We start from the raw sequence: 16,365 nt of genomic DNA on the forward strand, positions 1-16,365 counted from the left end.
GTCGAATTGGACTGCGTACCGTGATGACGACGCGCAGCCCTCCACCGGCTGCCGGTGGGCGGGCCACCTTGTGACCTACGGCAAAGACCGCGGAAACTTGAGGCCGCGATTCGAACATCGCGAATGGCAGTGAAGTTCCGGGCGCTCCCCGCTTCGGGCGGGAGGTGGCACGCCACTGCGCCAGGGATGTGCCGCTGTACCGCCAGGGCGCTATCAACTTCATCGTCAACCGCGAACCCGGGAGTCGGGCCGCCTTCCTCATGGCCGGGCACAGCCCCTCGGCCTGCGGCCTGGCGTTCCGTGTCAAGGACTCTCACAGGGCCTACAAGCGCGCTGGAATTGGGCGCACGCCTATTGCCTATTGATATCCTGCCCGTTCCGAAGGAACAGCACCTGCCGGCCATCAGGGGCATTGGCGGGGCACCGCTGTACCTGATCGACCGCTACGAGGATGGCAGACGCAGCGCTAGGTGTGCGGCACAAAACGCCAGCTCGAGCCTTCCAGCGCGAAGCCGAAGCCAATGACCCGCTTTTCCGGCTGGCCATCAGTCGAAATCATGGCCTCGCAGTCAAGATTGCCGTCCTTGCGGCGCAGGTAGCAGTTGTGCAGTTGTTTGACCACCAGCGACTGCATCATCGAAGTCAGTTCCGCGGCGTCCTCGGCGGATGGGTTTTTCTTCAATTCCTCGCGGGCAAACTCGCGCATCGCGGCAGTGGCCTGGGTGGCATCGGGACCATTCACACCCGGCGCTTCGCGCCGTGCCAGCACCCAGGGCTCGGGATTGTCGCGGAAGGCCATTGCGCGATAGCCGTCGCGGAGGCCGGCCTTGATGCCGACGATACAGACAATCTCGCCGCCGCTGGCTGGCAGGCAGCCCTTGACTGTATGCGCCTTGAAGGAGGCTGCCAGCGCGGCCACGGGCAGCGAACGGGCCCGTTCGGCGGCGGCCGGATCGGTTTGCTCCAGTCTCTGGATACGCTCGGCTTCGGACTGCTGTATGGCGGTGGTGACCTGTGCCGGCGTGGGGGCCACGGAGGCTGCCAGCACGCTGGCGCTGGCGCTTGCCAGGCAAAGCGACAGGGACGCGAAAAGAGTGATACGCATGGGTGGGAGGAGAGCCAAGAAAAGGGGTGGCAGTGTAGCACCTGAGGCCGCTTTCATGAGCAGTAAAGGGCACGTGGAGCGGTCCTCACTCAAGTATCAGGCAAAGTCGGCAGCTTCATCGTGGATCGCTATGGCGTGCGTGGAGTGATGTCCAATTAAATTCATTTACGGGATGTTGTACGCCCGGCAACCTCAATGCCGCTGCGGTACGCTGCTGGCGCGCTGACAATGGTCTGTTGGCGCCCATGCGACGACGCGCGCGCGTGCGCGCATGAATATTCCTTACTATATTGTTCAGGTACAGAAAGCCACTCCAAAGCAATAAGAAACAATGCGGGAGGAAGTGAGATGCGTCCATTTTCAAGCTTGTTCAAGCTGCCAAGCCCGGAGAGAATCGCAGCAAAGGAGCTGCAGAGCATGCGCCTGATTTTGTTTCAGGCAGAACGACGCCTGCTCGATGCGCAGATGCGCGTGAATTATTATCGTGAGATGGTCGATTTCCTGGCAGACGTGCAGGCAAGTGGGCTAGAACACGTGATCGACAAGCGCCGCGTTCCTGCCTCCGACGACTTTGCACAAGCCTCGCGTATCTTTTCTGACATCACCACCGTCCCAATGGCACCGTTCGCCACCTGAACGATGCGCGTGGGGCCATGGCCCGGACGGCCAAGCCGTTGCCAAGTGCCTCAAGCTGCGGACGACGCACGCGGAACGCATGATGTTCGGCGAACGGGACGGCAGCGATCTCGCCGTTCACCAGGCGCGAACTTGCGCGCCTGAGTGTGCTCTTAATTGTCATGCCGATGGCGCCGGGATCGGCGGATTGGCGGCACGTTTCTGGGCTATAGGAGATGCGGGCCGGCACCGGAAGAACGGCAATGGCGTTGCTGCTGTGCCGCATTTTACTCGAGCATGGTAGCGGTAAGAGCGCCTCAGGATTTGAGGCGTTTTCGTTCGGAAATGCAGCCGCGAATTAGTGGATAACCGATAGTTCTAAATAAAAAATTGATGACGGAACAAATAGTCTCCGAGAAGCGACCGTTTCGGCAACGATCAATCCATTCTTTTGGGGGGATAGAAAATTTATTCAATGGTAATGTTAATAGAATTTAATTCTGAATTTAAAACGTTCTAACATAACGTTGCTTTTGTTTCGCCTAGAATACTCGCTTGGTGATTATTTAGCCGCTTGATTGATCTGGTGTGGTTGATTGACCGCTCAGGTATTCAGATCTCCGCGTGCTCGAACACGCATCCTGGATCGATAGATGATGGGCTGAAACCGCAGCACGTCAACTCATCAAGCGCGAACGCTTTGGACATGTCCACCCGATCGCGGGCAATCGACGCAAGGCATTTTTTCCTCAAAACCTTCGGTTGTGGGCCCTGGTCTCTCGATAAGGGCGTAGACAGGCCTCTATGTGCTTTCGGGCGTGATCTGATGCTCAGGCTCTGACGCATCGGGGTCTCTCTCGGCACGTGGATCCACGGAGTACTGCATTTACCCGACTCGGACCGAAACGAGCCATCATCGGATGGCCTGGGGGTTGGGCCGCACTTAGGAGCCGCAGAATGAATCCGTTTTCCCCCGAGCATATCCTGGAAGCGCAAAGAGCGAGCCGCGAAACTTTGGTCGGCCTGACGACCAAGGTCTTTGACGGTTTCGAGAGACTGCTCGACCTGAATCTTCAAACCATGAAGGGCGCCCTGAGCGGGACAAGGGGAGGACTGCAGAAGGCCCTGTCGGTGAAGAGCGCCCAGGAATTGGTGGCACTGCAGATCGAGTTGCTTAAACCCGTGGCCGACAACGCGCTCACGTATCGCCGGCAATTTTTCGAAATTGCGTCGACTACGCGCGCGGAGCTCGACAAGGTTGCCGAATTCCACTACGAGGCGAATAAACGCGGGGTACAAAGGCTGATCGAAAGCGCTGTGAGCGCAGGACCCGCGGGCTCCGGTGCTGCGGCCGCCGCCTGGCAATCGGCAATTGATGCGGCCCATACGCTGTATGAGGCTGTGCAGGCGACGGCCGAACAAGCCGTGCAAGTTGCGGAGCGCGGCGCCGATACTGCCGCGGTGGCGGCCTCCAAGACCGAGAAGCCCGTGAAGCAGCAGACCGCGCAGGCAACTACGCAGTAGATCGCGATGGATGGGACTCCGCGACGCCATTGGCTACGGCACCGCTGTGTACCCACGTTTGAGAAAGGTGTCGCTGGGCCGGCAGAGCTTCCGGCCGGGTCATCTGACCTGCGGCCACATAACGCCTTGGGGGATTGAATCCATGACGAAGAAGATTGCCTTGGTAACGGGCGGTATGGGTGGATTGGGTGAGGCCATCAGTACCAGATTGCAGGAGACTGGTTGCGAGGTCGTCGTGACCCACTCCCCCGGCAACACCGGTGTCGCCAGTTGGCTGGCGCGGATGGCGGAGGGCGGGCGCAGATTCCATGCCTATCCCGTCGACGTGGCTGACTACGATTCCTGCCTGCGGTGTGTCGCAAGGATTCGAGCGGAGATCGGTCCCGTCGACATTCTGGTCAACAACGCCGGCATCACGCGGGATTCGAGCTTCAGGAAGATGGAGAAAGTCGACTGGGAAGCCGTCATGCGGACCAATCTCGATTCGGTCTTCAATATGACGAAGCCGGTGTGCGATGAGATGGTCAAGCGCGGTTGGGGGCGCATCGTCAATGTGTCCTCCATCATCGGCTCGAAAGGCGGCTTTGGTCAAACCAACTATGCTGCGGCCAAGGCAGGCATGCATGGCTTCACCAAATCGCTGGCGCTCGAGGTTGCCAGGAGTGGGGTAACCGTCAATACCGTTTCGCCCGGGTTTATCGCAACCAAGATGGTGACGGCCGTGCCGCAGGAGATCCTGGACACCAAGATCATTCCGCATATCCCCGTTGGCCGTCTTGGCGAGCCGGAGGAAGTGGCGGCGCTGGTCGGGTACTTGTGTTCGCACGAAGCCGCTTTCCTGACCGGCGCCAACATCGCCATCAACGGCGGGCAGCACCTGCAGTGAACTGACGCTCCGCTCGGTTGTAAGGGACAGTACGAGCACGCTGACCCGAAAGACCGGACCGCGTCCATGCGCGGCCAAGAGGTGACGCGCCTGCGTCGTGTCATTGAGGCGTGGTGCCGGCGCATGCCGAGACAGGGAGAGGTGATTTCAGTGATGCAATCCGCACCCTCCTTGGTGATGTCGCGCCGCCCGCGTGGCCGCAGCCTTGCGGGCAGCTTCCGAACGGCCGACCACGCCTTTGGTCTTGACGGCCTTGCGCGCGTGAAGCCTGCCCAGGCGTCCGAAGGGGTTGCACATGCCGCTGAATATCGCGCAGAGAGCGGCCCGATTGTGCGCGGGTTCACCAGTTGAACGCACGCAGAGCGAGATGCAGGGTGATGAGTAAGCCCTGGATGGCCCAGAGCGCCTCCGCGAAGCTAGGGAGTCAGTCTGGGCATAGGACCTGGGTAGTCCGGGCACGCCCGGCTGGTACGGGAGCAGGGGTGCGGCGGAGGTCGACGAGGGCGCATGCCGTATGGCCTTGGCGGCAGCGCTTAGAGTCTTCTCGCGCGAATGCCATTGATGATTGAATCAGCGGTCTTGAGCGTTGCGTCGAACAGCTGCTGCTCGTTTGTGGCCGGAGTGCCTGCCTTCTGCATCGACTCGGCCGACGTCGCCGGTGCGACAAGATATTTACCCTGGATGGCGATCGTCGGCGTGCCGTCGATCTTGTAGTCGCGCCAGGTCTTGTCGGCATTCCTTGTATTCGACTGCGCCGCGAAGCCGTTGTACGCGTCCAGATAGGCTTTCCTGTCGATGCCGAACTGGGCAAGGAAGTCGGCCTGCGCCTGCGCGGTGAGCAGATAATTGTGATCAACGTGGATCGCCTTGAATACCTTAGGCGTCATCTCTGCTTCCTTGCCGAGCGCCGTGAGCGCATAGAACATGCGGGTGTGCGGCTCGAAGCGGTCCTGGAAGGCGACGGCCACGCGCTTGAAGACCACATCCTTGCTCTGTTTCATTGCCCAAGCCTGCAATGCGGGCTCGAGGGCGTAGCAATGCGGGCAAGCGTACCAGAAGAACTCCGTGACTTCGATCTTGCCGGGGCCGGCTGAGGTGGGCTGGGCCTGCGGCAACACCAGATAATCGGATCCCGCCAGCGGTGCGGCCGGCGAGGCGGAGGCGGTGCCGGCCAGGAATCCAAGGGAAATCAGTACGCAGCCAAGAAATTTCTTCATGATTGTCGTGAACAATTGGGATGGGGGACGTGCCGGGTACAGGCGCCGTTAAGGCGAGGCACCTCGCCCATGTGACCAACGCCGCAGTGCAGGGTTCAGTTCCCGGCAACAGGAGTCCGATGGCGCGGTGGTACCCAACGACCTCGTCGCCGTCGGCAGAAAGCAAAAAGCCCCGCATGGCGCGAGGCTTTTCCCAGGCAGGCGGCAACAGCCGCCACGGAGCCGTCGGCTCAGTTTCCAGCAGCCGGTGCCGGTGCCGCTGCCGGCGCAGCCTTCTTGGCGTGCTTCTTATGCGACTTCTTCACCGGCGATCCATTCAGGCTGGCGCGCGTGCTCTTGTTCGCACCTTGCGTGTACGGGTCGAACTTGTCGCCAGCCTTGGCGCCATCGGTATAGGGGTCGGCCTTGCCAGCCTTGGCGCCATCGGTATAAGGATCGGGCTTGCCGGCCTTGGCGCCCTGGGTGTACGGGTCGACCTTGCCCGTGTTCTGTGCCTGCGCGGCGATGGAGGCGGCGCCAAGGCACAGGGCGAAGGCGGCAACGACAATCTTCTTCATAACAGCTCCTTGGAGTGCCGCCATCCGGGCGGCGATGAACAGACGAACGGTAAGTGACCCGGGAACACCGGTCCCGTGATAAACGGATGGTTTTAAGTGTCCGTTGACTTGATCTGCGGGTTTCTTTTTGCTGGAGAAGAAACACACTGTTCATGCTGCTGCACAATCGCCTGACCCGCTATGAGCGGGCTCCACCAAACATGAAGCTGGACACGGTGATGCCGCCGGAGAAGTTGTCCTCGTGATAGACCCGCGTGGCAAGCTCGCCTTCGGCCGCGCCGACGGCGACCATCAGCGGCAGCAGGTGCTCCTCCCGTGGGTGGGCCTGGCGCGCCGCAGGCGCGTTTTCCCAGCTTGTGAGCGCGGCGGTGCGCTGCTCCGGGGTGGTTGCCATGAGCGCGCGCTCGAGCCAGGCGTCGAATGCCGCGGACGCGTCCTTGCCTGCGGGGCCGAACGCGCGCAGGTTGTGATAGCTCAGTCCGCTGCCGACAATGAGGACGCCCTCCTGCCGTAGCGGCGCCAGCGCCCGCCCGGCGCTGAGATGCGCGAGCGGGTCGAGCCCGCGCTTGAGCGAGAGCTGCAGGGTCGGGACGTCGGCTCCGGGATAGATCACCGCCATCGGTGCGTACATGCCGTGGTCGAAGCCGCGCAACGGATCCAGCCGGGCGGGAATGCCTGCGTCTTCCAGCAGGCCGTGTACCTGGCGGGCGAGTTGTGGCGCGCCGGGTGCGGCATATTGGATGCGATAGGTGTAGTCCGGGAAACCGTAGTAGTCGTAGATCATGGGCGGATTCGGGTGCGCCATGACCGTGAAGTCCGGTTCTTCCCAGTGCGCCGACACCATCAGCACGGCCTTGGGCGCCACGCCTGCCAGTTGCGGCATCTGCTGCAGCGCGGCCTTGAGCCTGTCGTAACGGCCATGCATCTGTTCTTCCATCCAGGGCCAGGGCCCGCCGCCGTGGGAGATGAAGAAGGTGGGGAGGGCTGGCGTTGTCATCCGGTGTCTCCTGAAAATCCGTTATCGATCCGCTATGCCGTCTTTCGTCTTTCGTCTTTCGGCAATCCCGGCAATTCAGCGGCGCCGCCCGGCAACGTAGCCAAGCAGGCCGGACAGGTCGCGGGCGGCGCGCTTGACCTCGCGTTCCACGCGCTCGCGCAGCGCGCTGTCGCGTTCGAAGCGGATTTCCGGGCCGGCCACGCTGATGGCGGCCACGGTGGCGCCGCTGGCATCGAACACCGGCGCCGCGCAGGAGTCGATGCCGGGCTCGAACGCGGAGAAACTCCATGCGCAGCCGCGTTCGCGGTCGGCGGCAAGGATATCGCCCAGGCGGGCGTAGGTGGCCGGGCTCTGCCCGGTCACCATCTTAAGGGGTTCCTCGCCCAGGCGCTCGCGCAGCGCAGCTTCGGGCAAGCCGGCAATCAGCATGCGCCCCGGGGTGGTGAGATGGGCCGGCACCCGGCTGCCCACCTGGATATTGCTCACCAGGGTGGTTTGCGGCATGTCGCGCAGCAGGTAGAGCACGTCGCCGCCATCCAGCACGCCAAGGTAGGCCGACAACTGCAGGGATTCGCTTAGACCCGCCAGCACGCTGCGCGCGAATACGGTGAGATCCTTGGAGGCCAGCACCTTGGCAGCCAGCTTGACCAGGTCGAAGCCGGCCTGGTGGCCGCCCTGCGGCAGCCGTTCCACCATGCCCTCGTGTTCCAGCGTGGCGAGCAGCCGCATCACCGTCACGCGGTTCACGTCGATGCGCCGGCCGACCTCGCTCAGGTTGGTGGTGGACCCGCCCTCCGCGATAAAGCGCAGCAGCCGCAAGGCGCGGATCACCGGGCCGACCAGTTGCGTCTTGTCTTCATCGCCGCCATCGGCGATCTCGTTGGCGGCGGGCGCGGGCTGGGTCAGCGTGGGATTCTTGCTCATCGGTTCCGGTTGGGCGGGGTGGTGGCGGGGCCCTTGCTCAGAGCGGTACCTGCCAGGCGTTGTAATCGTACACCCAGTCCGCGTTGCCGCCTTCCTTGAGCCAGGCATTGCTGCGCGAGCCGATCTGGATGTGGCTGGTGCGCTCAAAGCGCGCGGCCCGGTAGCGTGCGAGCGCCGCCGGGATGCCGTTGCCGTCCGCTTCGGCCAGGCAGCGGGCCAGCACCACGCCGTCCTCGATGGCCATGCCGGCGCCTTGCGCCATGAAGGGCATCATCGGGTGGCAGGCATCGCCCAGCAGCGTGACCGTGCCGGCCGACCACGCTGGCAGCGGGTTGCGCACGTACAGCGCGGAGATCAGCACGTCGTCGCAGGCGTCGAGCAGGGCGCGGGCCTCCGGATGAAAACCGGCGTAGGCGGCGCGCACGTCTTCCACGCGGCCCGGCGTGGTCCAGGACTCATGGCGCCAGCTTTCCTGCGCCACCGTGGCGAAGACAAAGATTTCGCGGCCGCGGTTGAGCGGGAAGGTCACGATCTGCGAGGTCGCCTCCGGGCCCCACCATTTGGTGAAGGCCTGCAGGTTAGGCGTGGACAGGCGTTGCGCGGGCACCACCGCGCGGTAGGCCACCACGCCGGTAAAGACCGGATGTTCGGGTCCGAACAATGCGGTGCGCACCGCCGAATGGATGCCATCGGCGCCAATCAGCACGTCGACGTCGTCCTGCGTGCCATCGGCGAAGCGCAACGTGGCGCCGGCTTCATGCGGCATGATTTCCGCGGCCTTTTTCCCGAGCTTCACGCACTCGCCGGGCAGCGCGCCTTCCAGCGCGGTCATCAGGTCGCCACGGTGCATGGTGAGTTGCGGCGCGCCGTAGCGGATCTCGGCCTCGTCGGACATGGCCAGGCGCGAGGTTTCCTCGCCCGTATCCCAGACCCGGCTGATGCGGTGGGTGGGCCGCGCAGCGGTCTCGCGCAACGCTTCGCCGACACCCAGGCCATCCAGGGCGCGCACGGCGTTAGGGGTGAGGTTGATATCGGCTCCAACCCGGGCGAAGCGCGCAGCCTGCTCGAACACAACCACGTCCTGCCCGAGTTTGCGCAGCGCAATCGCCGCGGCGAGGCCGCCGATGCCGGCGCCGTTGATGCCAATCTTTTGTGAAGCCATGGTGCTTGTTCCTCTGGGGTCGCCTTGGAGTGGGCCCGGATGTGCGCCTCGCTGCTCAGCGGCTGCGCTTGCCGGTGTGTATGTTCAAATATGAACGTAGTGTTCATAAAAGAATATAAAGACGGCAAATGGATGTCAATCCGAGGGTTTACTCGGGGGTGAGCGAGGAAAGAGGCCGCATTGCGGCCTCAGACTGTTGATAAACCTGAAGCATTAGCCGAAGCCGCCGAACCGGCCAAAGCCGCGCGCCATGACGACGGCCATCTCTCCCTCTCTCCTCAGGGCTGAGATTTGCCCACACTCATGAGCGACTGACGGTTTTCCCGGCAAGCGGCGGCGGTTCTTTGCGTGCCGGTGCGACGCGCTTCGGAGATTAATATTCCCGCAATACCCAACCACTGATAAACGCGAAATACTCGCGCAACCAGGCGTTGTAGCGCAAATAGAGCGGCGTTGGGGCTCCTGCGCCAGACACTGTCCGGAACCCTGCCTTATGCGCAATCCGCTTCGCGCGTACCAGATGAAAATCACTGGTCACCAGCACCAGCGGGTCTCCAGCGCTCACGCCCTGTTGCTCCAGCAACCGGCGGCTGAAGAGCAGGTTTTCCTCGGTGCTGGTACTCCGGTCCTCCCGGATCAGGCGATCCGGCTCCAGGCCGTGCGCGATCAGGTAGTCGGCCATGATGTCCGCCTCACTGCAGCGCAGCCCGAAGTCCTGACCGCCGCTCACCACCACTCGCGCCGCTGGCCATTGCCGTGCCAGTGCCAGGCCTTTTTCCAGTCGCGCAGCCAGGGTAGGCGACGCGGTGCAGTGTGGCGTGCCGGAGCCCAGTATGAGGATGGTTTTTGCGGGCGACCCCGTTGCCGCGGATTCGGAAATGCCGGCGTCGATGAAATAGAAGAACATTCCCAAGGTCACCAGCCACCCAGCAAATGCCGCCCCGCCTACCCCCCAGATCCATCGGTTCCGCCGGCTAGCCCTGCGCCATTGCGCCACGGCCTTCCAGCGCCATGACAGCGCGAGAAAGGCCGCGCCGATCGCCAGAGGGAGGACGACACCAAAGTTGAACAGGCCCATCAGCATCAGCGCGATGGCATCGGCAATCAGCAGTGCGCCAAGCAGTGCAAGGCAGATGCGCCGCCAGGTAGCGCCAGTTTTCAAGTCATGCATTGTTGTTCGAACCCACACCGTCAGTGAGTTGGCTAGTTGGTCGGGGTGATGCAAGGCCCGGCGCACCCCACTGTCCGTCAGGCCCAAGGGCGCGCAGGCGATCCAGGACGAGAGCGTTGAGGGGCCATGTCGCTCCACTCAATCGACAACGGTGCGTGCGTCGCTTTCATCCAGGCAAACGGTCAGTTGCATGCCTTCCTTGTTGAAGGCGCAGTAGGGCAGGGGCGCACGCAGAGCGTTGGCGAGCGGGATGCCTGCGAAGATCAGAATCAATGATCCGGCGACCACGGATCGCACCAGCATCCCTGTGCCCGATATCGGACGATGACGCTGGGCGCGGACCGCCCTGACATGCAGGAATACCCCGCCACACAGCAGCGCCAGGCCGACCAGCATCGCTGCGGCAATCTCTTCCCGCCCTGGCGATAGAATCAGGTCGCCAACGTGATTTTCGGGATAGTGCAACAGCCACCAGGCACCTGCGCATACTTGCAGGACCCCAGCCATGCACCAGGCAGCACGGTGCCCTGCCAGACGAAACGCCGAGGCCACGAGCATGCCGGCAATCGCCGCGATCCAGGCGCCGGCATACATCATTTGATTGAAACTACCGCCAAACAGGGTGCCGCCCACGTCCAGAGGCCGCATCCCGTGGAAGGAAATCCAGCCGAGACTGGTAACGATCCCCAGAAGGGCAGTCCAGCTCAAAGCGGTGTCCAGCCATAACCACAGTCTTGGCACAGGACGAGTCATCGGCGGCGTTCCGAGGCTCCGCTCACATCGGATCGCGTCTGGCTTTCGCCCAGCGAGCGCAGGAGCGCCGGCACCTTGGCGCTGCTGGTGGTCTGCACGCGGGCGATGAGGTCGTAGTCCACGCGGCTCATGCCGTAAGCCTGGGCGATATCGTGCTGCAGGCGGTGCCAGAGGTGGCTGGTCATCTGCGCATCGGCCATCGCCCGGTGGGCACGCCCGGCCTTCGGCAAGCGCAGCATATCCACCAGCGTCGACAACCGGTGGTTTTGCGCGTGCGGGTAGACGCGCCGCGAAACGAGCATCGTGCAGGCAAAGGACTGATCGGCGGCCATCCCCAACTGCGCAAGCTCGGCTTGCCAGAACCTGCGGTCGAACCCCGCATTGTGGGCCACCACGGGATGCTTGCCGACGAATTGGGCCACTTCGCGCATCACCTTCGACGCCGCGGGCGCCGACGCAATCATGTCGTTGGTGATGCCGGTGAGGTGCACGACGTCCGAAGGGATGCGTCTGCCCGCGTTCATCAGGCTCTGATACTGGTCGACGATTTCCCCGTCGCGCAGCAGGATGACAGCAATTTCCGTGGCCCGGTCGCCTTGACGCGGTGACAGTCCTGTCGTTTCAAAATCCAGAACCGCAACGGTCTGCATAGTGTTCTTTTCCTATTGTTGGTCAATCGGCCGCGCGTGCCACCGGGTCAGGACGACTGCGTCTGCGCCGCCGGTGCGGGCTTCATCGTCCGCCGCCGCGCGCGCGCCGCCAGGCCGCTGCCAAGCGCCCAGCGCAACGTTGGCGCCAGCACCCGCATGCCGGCCAGCGAGACCGGACGGCGGATCGCGGCGCTGCCATGCAGCCCAAGCTCGCGCTGTACCCAGCGCGGCAACAGCGCAATGCCAGCGTCGCCCATGATACGCACCGCCGGCACCAGCAGCGGGCTGACCACCGGCATGGCCATGACCAGCCGCACCACTTCGCGGGTGCGATCGCTCACCACCAGTTGTGGGCGCATGCGCTCCAGATAGGCGGCGATGGCGGCGGCGCTGCGCGGCACGTCGGTTGCGCCGAGCATCTCGGCGATCTGCGCCACTTCCGTGTAGTAGCGATCCTGCTCGGCCACCGGGAGTGGGCCGACATAGCGCAGGTAAGCCGTGAGAAAGCTCGACACCTCGGCCACATGCACCCAGGTCAGCAGCGCCGGATCGTCGGCTGAGTAGGGGCGGCCATCCGGCGCCGTGCCCTTGACCGACGCGTGGATGCGCCTGACGCGGTCAATCAGCGCCAGCGCATCGGCGCGGTTGCCGTAGGTGGTGCCGGCGATGAACTGCGCGGTGCGGCCCAGGCGGCCCTGCATATCGGTACGGAAGGTGGAATGATCCCACACGCCGGCCAGCGCCAGCGGATGCATGGCCTGCATCAGCAGGGCGCTGACGCCGCCAGCCAGCATCGCGGGGAAATCCGCGTGCACGCGCCAGCAGACCGCGTCCGGCCCGAACAGCCCGGGATCCCCGGGCGGGTTGTCGTAGTCGAGGCTGAGGCCGGAGTTGCTGCGGGTCAGGCCCCGCACCTGCGCGCCGGCACGGGCGCGCAGGCGGTCCAGCAGCCGGCGGGGAAGGGGGACGGCCTGGGACGTGGACGGCGGGGTGCCGGGTTGTTGGCCTTGCGAGCCGCTCATAGGTGCCTGGTGTGCGTGGTGTTGCGAGGTTGATTGACCGCCGCTCAATAGTAATGCAGGTCAGTCGCCTTCCCCCAGAATACACGGTAGGCATACAGCGTGTAACCCAGGATGGTAGGCAGCACCACTGCCGCGCCCACCAGGATCACCCCCAGCGATTCCGGCGCGCTCGCAGCTTGCCAGATATCGATCTTGTCCACCACAAGGTAGGGGAAGATGCTGTACGCCAGGCCATTGAACGCCATCAGGAAGATCACCGCGGTACCGGCGAAGGGCACCCAGCACCAGCGGTCGTTGCCGCGGTCGTGCATGGCCGGCATGCGGCGCAGCAGCCGGTCGATGATAACGAACAGCGCCACCGTCACCAGCGGGATCGGCGCCAGCAGGATGATGTTCGGCAGCGAGAACCATTTGTCGAAGATGCGTTGGCTCACCATCGGCGTCACCACCGAGATCGCCGCCACCCCCACGCCGGTCAGCCACAGGCTGCGACGGGCCCAGTACATGGCGCGCCGCTGCAGGCTGCCGCTGGTCTTCATGATCAGCCAGCCCGCGCCCAGCAGGCAGTAGCCCGCCACCAGGCATAGTCCCACCACCACGGCAAAGGCCAGGTCGAGCCAGTCGTACCTGAATCCGGTGATGTACAGGCCCAGCATCAGGCCCTGGGAGAAGGCGGCCAGCAGCGAACCGGCGTAGAAGGCGCGGTTCCACCACGGCTTGTGGTGGGCGCGCGCCTTGACGCGGAAGTCGAAGGCTACGCCGCGGATGATCAGTCCCGCCAGCATCAGCGCCACCGGCAGGTACAGCTGGGTCAGGATCGCGCCATGGGCGATCGGGAAGGCGGTGAGCAGCAGGCCCACGCCGAGTACGAGCCAGGTCTCGTTGGCATCCCAGAAGGGGCCGATCGAGGCGATCATGGTGTCCTTGTCGGCATCGTCCGCGCGGCGCAGCAACACGCCGACGCCGAGATCGTAGCCGTCCAGGATGACGTAGATCAACATCGAGATGCCCATCAGGGCGAGGAACACCAGCGGCATCCAGCCGGCGGGTTGGGTCAGGTCGTTCATTCTGCGCTCCGCAATTCGCCGGGCACCACGGCTTGAGGGGTTTCGATCCCGGGCTCGTCCGTAGTCTGGCTGGCACCTGCCTTGCGGGCCAGATAGAACACCACCGAGACATAAGCGGCGATCAGCGCCAGGTAGAGTGAGAGATACATGGCCAGGGTGGCGCCGATCATGGTCGCCGGCACCTTGGAGGCCGCCTGCGCGGTCGTCAGCACGCCATACACCAGATAGGGCTGGCGGCCGATTTCCGTGACGTACCAGCCCGCCACCAGGGCTACCCAGCCGGAGAAAGTCATGGCCACCAGCATGCGGGCCATCCACGGTGCGGGCTGTCCTTGCCTGCGCAGCTGCCAGGCCGCCAGCCACGACACTGCCAGCATCAGCAGGCCCACGCCCACCATGATGCGGAAGGCGAAGAACAGCGGCGCCACCGGGGGATGCTTGTCGCCAAAGGCGTCGATGCCCTTGATCTCGCCGTCGGCGCTGTGGGTCAGGTAGAGCGACGCCAGCTTGGGAATGGCGATCTCGAAATCATTGCTGCGCGTGCTTGCATTGGGCAGTCCGAGCAGCACGGCTGGCGCGCCTTTCCCGGTCTTCCAGATACCCTCCATCGCGGCGATCTTGGCCGGCTGGTGGTGCAGCGTATTCAGGCCGTGCAGGTCGCCCGCCACGATCTGCAGCGGGATCAGGACGGCCGCGATGACTACGCCGGTGCGCAGGGCGGCCAGCACGTCGGGCGCGCGGTCGCCGCGTAGCCAGCGATAGGCCGAAATACCCGCCAGCAGGAAGGCCACGGTCAGGCCCGACGCCAGCAGCATATGGACGAAGCGGTACGGGAAGGACGGGTTGAAGATCACCGCCAGCCAGCTCGTCACGTGGGCGCGGCCGTCGATCATCTCGAAGCCGGCCGGGGTTTGCATCCACGAATTCAGTGCCAGGATCCAGAACGCCGACAGCGTGGTGCCGCCCGCCACCAGCAGCGTGGCGATCGTATGGGTGCGGTTGCTGACCCGGCGCATGCCGAACAGCATGATGCCGAGGAAGGTGGCTTCCAGGAAGAAGGCGGTCAGTACCTCGTAGGCCAGCAGCGGCCCGGCGATATTGCCCACCGTTTCCATATAGCCCGGCCAGTTGGTGCCGAACTGGAAGCTCATGGTGATGCCGCTGACAACGCCCAGCGCGAAGGTCAGGGCGAAGATCTTTACCCAGAAGCGGTAGGCCGCCATCCAGCGGTCGTCGCCGGTCTTGTTGAAGCGCAGCTTGAAGAACAGCAGCACCCACGTCAGCGCGATGCTGATGGTGGGGAAGAGGATGTGGAAAGTGATATTGGCGGCAAACTGCACGCGCGCCAGCACCACCGGGTCTAACGACGAAAACATGGAACTACTCCTTCCGGGTGCGGGTAGGCTTGGCTTTTACGACGCTGGCCGGGGGGCTGTCGGCGCGAGGCTTGCCGCCGATGGCGGCACTGAGCTTGTCCTTGACCTCGAGCAGCTTGTTCACCCTGGAGCCGAGCTTCATCAGCTTTTCCAGCGTGGCCACGTCGAGTTTCTGGATATCGCCGAACCAGCTCGTGACCAGCAGGATCAGCTGGTACATCTCCTTCATCCGCTCCTGCGCATGGCGGTCGTTCGGATCGGACGGGTTTTCCAGCTGAACTTCGCGCAGCATCGACAAAGTCGGGTCGATCTCACGCCGGCGGCGCTCCTCGGCCAGGGTCCGGAAAATGGCCCAGACATCGTCCGGCGCCGAGAAATACTCGCGGCGGTCGCCTGGCTGGTGCGACAGCTTCACCAGGTTCCACGACTCCAGCTCCTTCAGGCCGATGCTGACGTTGGAGCGGGAAAATCCCAGCGCCTCGGCGATCTCGTCGGCGTTGAGCGGGCGCGACGCCGTAAACAGCAGGGCGTAGATCTGCCCGACCGTACGGTTGATGCCCCAGCGGCTGCCCATCTCACCAAAATGGAGTACGAAGCGCTGGATCAGGGGCGAGAGTTGCATCTTGTCTGTTTTGAATTTTTAGTAAGTTGTGAAAGTTTAGAACAAAAGAGAAGGAAGCTGGAGGGGCGCGGATGCGTCAAGGTGTCGCTGTTTGTCCGGTCCCGGAGGGGCAAGAGTCAAGGTTCGGCTGGCTCAGGGGGGGCGAACCCTTTTGTTCTGCGGCTTGCCATTCGGAGGGGCTGGCCTGTTTGTGCCGCTTCCATGGCTCGCTGCACCCCTATGCGGCGGTTCCTGCGCCCGCCAATTCGCCAGCAGGGCCGAGAGGGCCACGCCCGCGAGGAATTTCAGAAAAAGCTTGCAAGCTGCGTTCGAAAACATTAGTATTCGCTCCCCGCATCAAACGTTGCTTGCAGAGCAGGCGACGAGAAAATAGTTGCGGGGATTAACAGAAGTGGCGGCGATATTTGCTGCGGCGAAAATAATTCGCAAAAACTGTTGATTAAAACAAGATTAAGCTTCATAATCTCGTTTCTCTGCTGCAGACAACGCAGCGACGCGGTAAGCAAAGCGAACCGCGGCTAGTTCTTTAACAAACAAACAACCGATAAGTGTGGGCGCTTGATAGCGGATGCGGAAGACCTCGGTCTTTTAGCTTACAAGTTATAAAGTGCTCGCACAGTAAAACATGTTGGTTATGTCTTCGGATGTAGCCAGTCAGTTTTCTGAGAGTGAGCGACCGCTCGAAAGAGCGAGGTTTCAGCAGGCAACTGCGCGGAA

16 protein-coding genes and 1 pseudogene are annotated in these 16,365 nt (G+C 63.3%); 4 read left to right on the forward strand and 13 right to left on the reverse strand.

Translation table 11 applies throughout. The annotated features are described in order from the left end of the window. Positions 1-164: 164 nt before the first annotated feature. Positions 165-459: pseudogene (locus P3W85_RS23465) on the forward strand (4-hydroxyphenylpyruvate dioxygenase); the annotation flags it as partial. Positions 460-466: 7 nt separating this feature from the next. On the opposite strand, the gene P3W85_RS23470 reads toward P3W85_RS23465, so the two are convergent. After that, positions 467-1,105 (reverse strand): hypothetical protein, encoded by a 639-nt coding sequence (locus tag P3W85_RS23470; RefSeq protein ID WP_276266541.1) that lies wholly within the window; start codon positions 1,103-1,105, stop codon positions 467-469. Positions 1,106-1,453: 348 nt separating this feature from the next. Here P3W85_RS23470 and P3W85_RS23475 point away from each other — a divergent pair, with 348 nt between their 5' ends. The 3 genes from P3W85_RS23475 (at position 1,454) to phbB (ending at position 4,130) form a co-directional block, all read left to right on the forward strand. Further along, positions 1,454-1,741, forward strand: a complete 288-nt coding sequence (locus tag P3W85_RS23475) for a hypothetical protein (RefSeq protein WP_276266542.1) — start codon at positions 1,454-1,456, stop codon at positions 1,739-1,741. Between the two features lie 936 nt (positions 1,742-2,677). Next, positions 2,678-3,244, forward strand: a complete 567-nt coding sequence (locus tag P3W85_RS23480; RefSeq protein WP_276266543.1) for a phasin family protein — start codon at positions 2,678-2,680, stop codon at positions 3,242-3,244. A gap of 142 nt (positions 3,245-3,386) precedes the next feature. Then, positions 3,387-4,130: an acetoacetyl-CoA reductase gene (phbB, locus tag P3W85_RS23485; RefSeq protein WP_276266544.1), complete on the forward strand. Its 744-nt coding sequence runs from the start codon at positions 3,387-3,389 to the stop codon at positions 4,128-4,130. Between the two features lie 533 nt (positions 4,131-4,663). Here phbB and P3W85_RS23490 read toward each other — a convergent pair. The 12 genes from P3W85_RS23490 to P3W85_RS23545 all read right to left on the reverse strand — a co-directional run bounded on the left by P3W85_RS23490 (position 4,664) and on the right by P3W85_RS23545 (position 15,648). Further along, positions 4,664-5,347, reverse strand: a complete 684-nt coding sequence (locus tag P3W85_RS23490) for a thiol:disulfide interchange protein DsbA/DsbL (protein ID WP_017228006.1) — start codon at positions 5,345-5,347, stop codon at positions 4,664-4,666. Between the two features lie 230 nt (positions 5,348-5,577). Further along, positions 5,578-5,904, reverse strand: a complete 327-nt coding sequence (locus tag P3W85_RS23495; protein WP_017228005.1) for a hypothetical protein — start codon at positions 5,902-5,904, stop codon at positions 5,578-5,580. A gap of 178 nt (positions 5,905-6,082) precedes the next feature. Then, a complete protein-coding gene (locus P3W85_RS23500; RefSeq protein ID WP_276266545.1) occupies positions 6,083-6,901 on the reverse strand; it encodes a DODA-type extradiol aromatic ring-opening family dioxygenase in 819 nt (272 codons plus the stop codon). A gap of 75 nt (positions 6,902-6,976) precedes the next feature. Further along, positions 6,977-7,825, reverse strand: coding sequence for an IclR family transcriptional regulator (locus tag P3W85_RS23505; protein WP_276266546.1), 849 nt, complete (start codon positions 7,823-7,825; stop codon positions 6,977-6,979). A 37-nt stretch (positions 7,826-7,862) separates the two neighbouring features. Then, positions 7,863-8,987 (reverse strand): FAD-dependent monooxygenase, encoded by a 1,125-nt coding sequence (locus P3W85_RS23510; RefSeq protein WP_276266547.1) that lies wholly within the window; start codon positions 8,985-8,987, stop codon positions 7,863-7,865. Positions 8,988-9,360: 373 nt separating this feature from the next. Further along, complete coding sequence (locus tag P3W85_RS23515) at positions 9,361-10,158, reverse strand: YdcF family protein (protein WP_276266548.1); 798 nt, start codon at positions 10,156-10,158, stop codon at positions 9,361-9,363. Positions 10,159-10,296: 138 nt separating this feature from the next. After that, on the reverse strand, positions 10,297-10,911 hold the full coding sequence (locus tag P3W85_RS23520; protein ID WP_276266549.1) for a hypothetical protein: 615 nt from the start codon (positions 10,909-10,911) through the stop codon (positions 10,297-10,299). Continuing rightward, positions 10,908-11,561 carry a 3'-5' exonuclease gene (locus P3W85_RS23525; RefSeq protein WP_276266550.1) on the reverse strand — a complete coding sequence of 218 codons (654 nt, stop codon included), beginning with the start codon at positions 11,559-11,561 and terminating at the stop codon, positions 10,908-10,910. Before P3W85_RS23525 ends, P3W85_RS23520 begins: the two co-directional genes overlap by 4 nt. Positions 11,562-11,608: 47 nt before the next feature. Then, entirely contained in the window at positions 11,609-12,583 is a 975-nt protein-coding gene (locus tag P3W85_RS23530) for an oxygenase MpaB family protein (protein WP_276266551.1), read from the reverse strand. A gap of 44 nt (positions 12,584-12,627) precedes the next feature. After that, positions 12,628-13,650, reverse strand: a complete 1,023-nt coding sequence (locus P3W85_RS23535; protein WP_276266552.1) for a cytochrome d ubiquinol oxidase subunit II — start codon at positions 13,648-13,650, stop codon at positions 12,628-12,630. After that, on the reverse strand, positions 13,647-15,026 hold the full coding sequence (locus P3W85_RS23540) for a cytochrome ubiquinol oxidase subunit I (RefSeq protein ID WP_017227997.1): 1,380 nt from the start codon (positions 15,024-15,026) through the stop codon (positions 13,647-13,649). The genes P3W85_RS23535 and P3W85_RS23540 overlap by 4 nt, the downstream gene beginning before the upstream one ends. Before the next feature lie 4 nt (positions 15,027-15,030). Then, positions 15,031-15,648, reverse strand: coding sequence for a GbsR/MarR family transcriptional regulator (locus P3W85_RS23545; RefSeq protein ID WP_017227996.1), 618 nt, complete (start codon positions 15,646-15,648; stop codon positions 15,031-15,033). Positions 15,649-16,365 lie beyond the last annotated feature (717 nt).

The sequence above is a fragment of the Cupriavidus basilensis genome (assembly GCF_029335485.1).
Classification (GTDB): Bacteria; Pseudomonadota; Gammaproteobacteria; order Burkholderiales; family Burkholderiaceae; genus Cupriavidus; species Cupriavidus basilensis_E.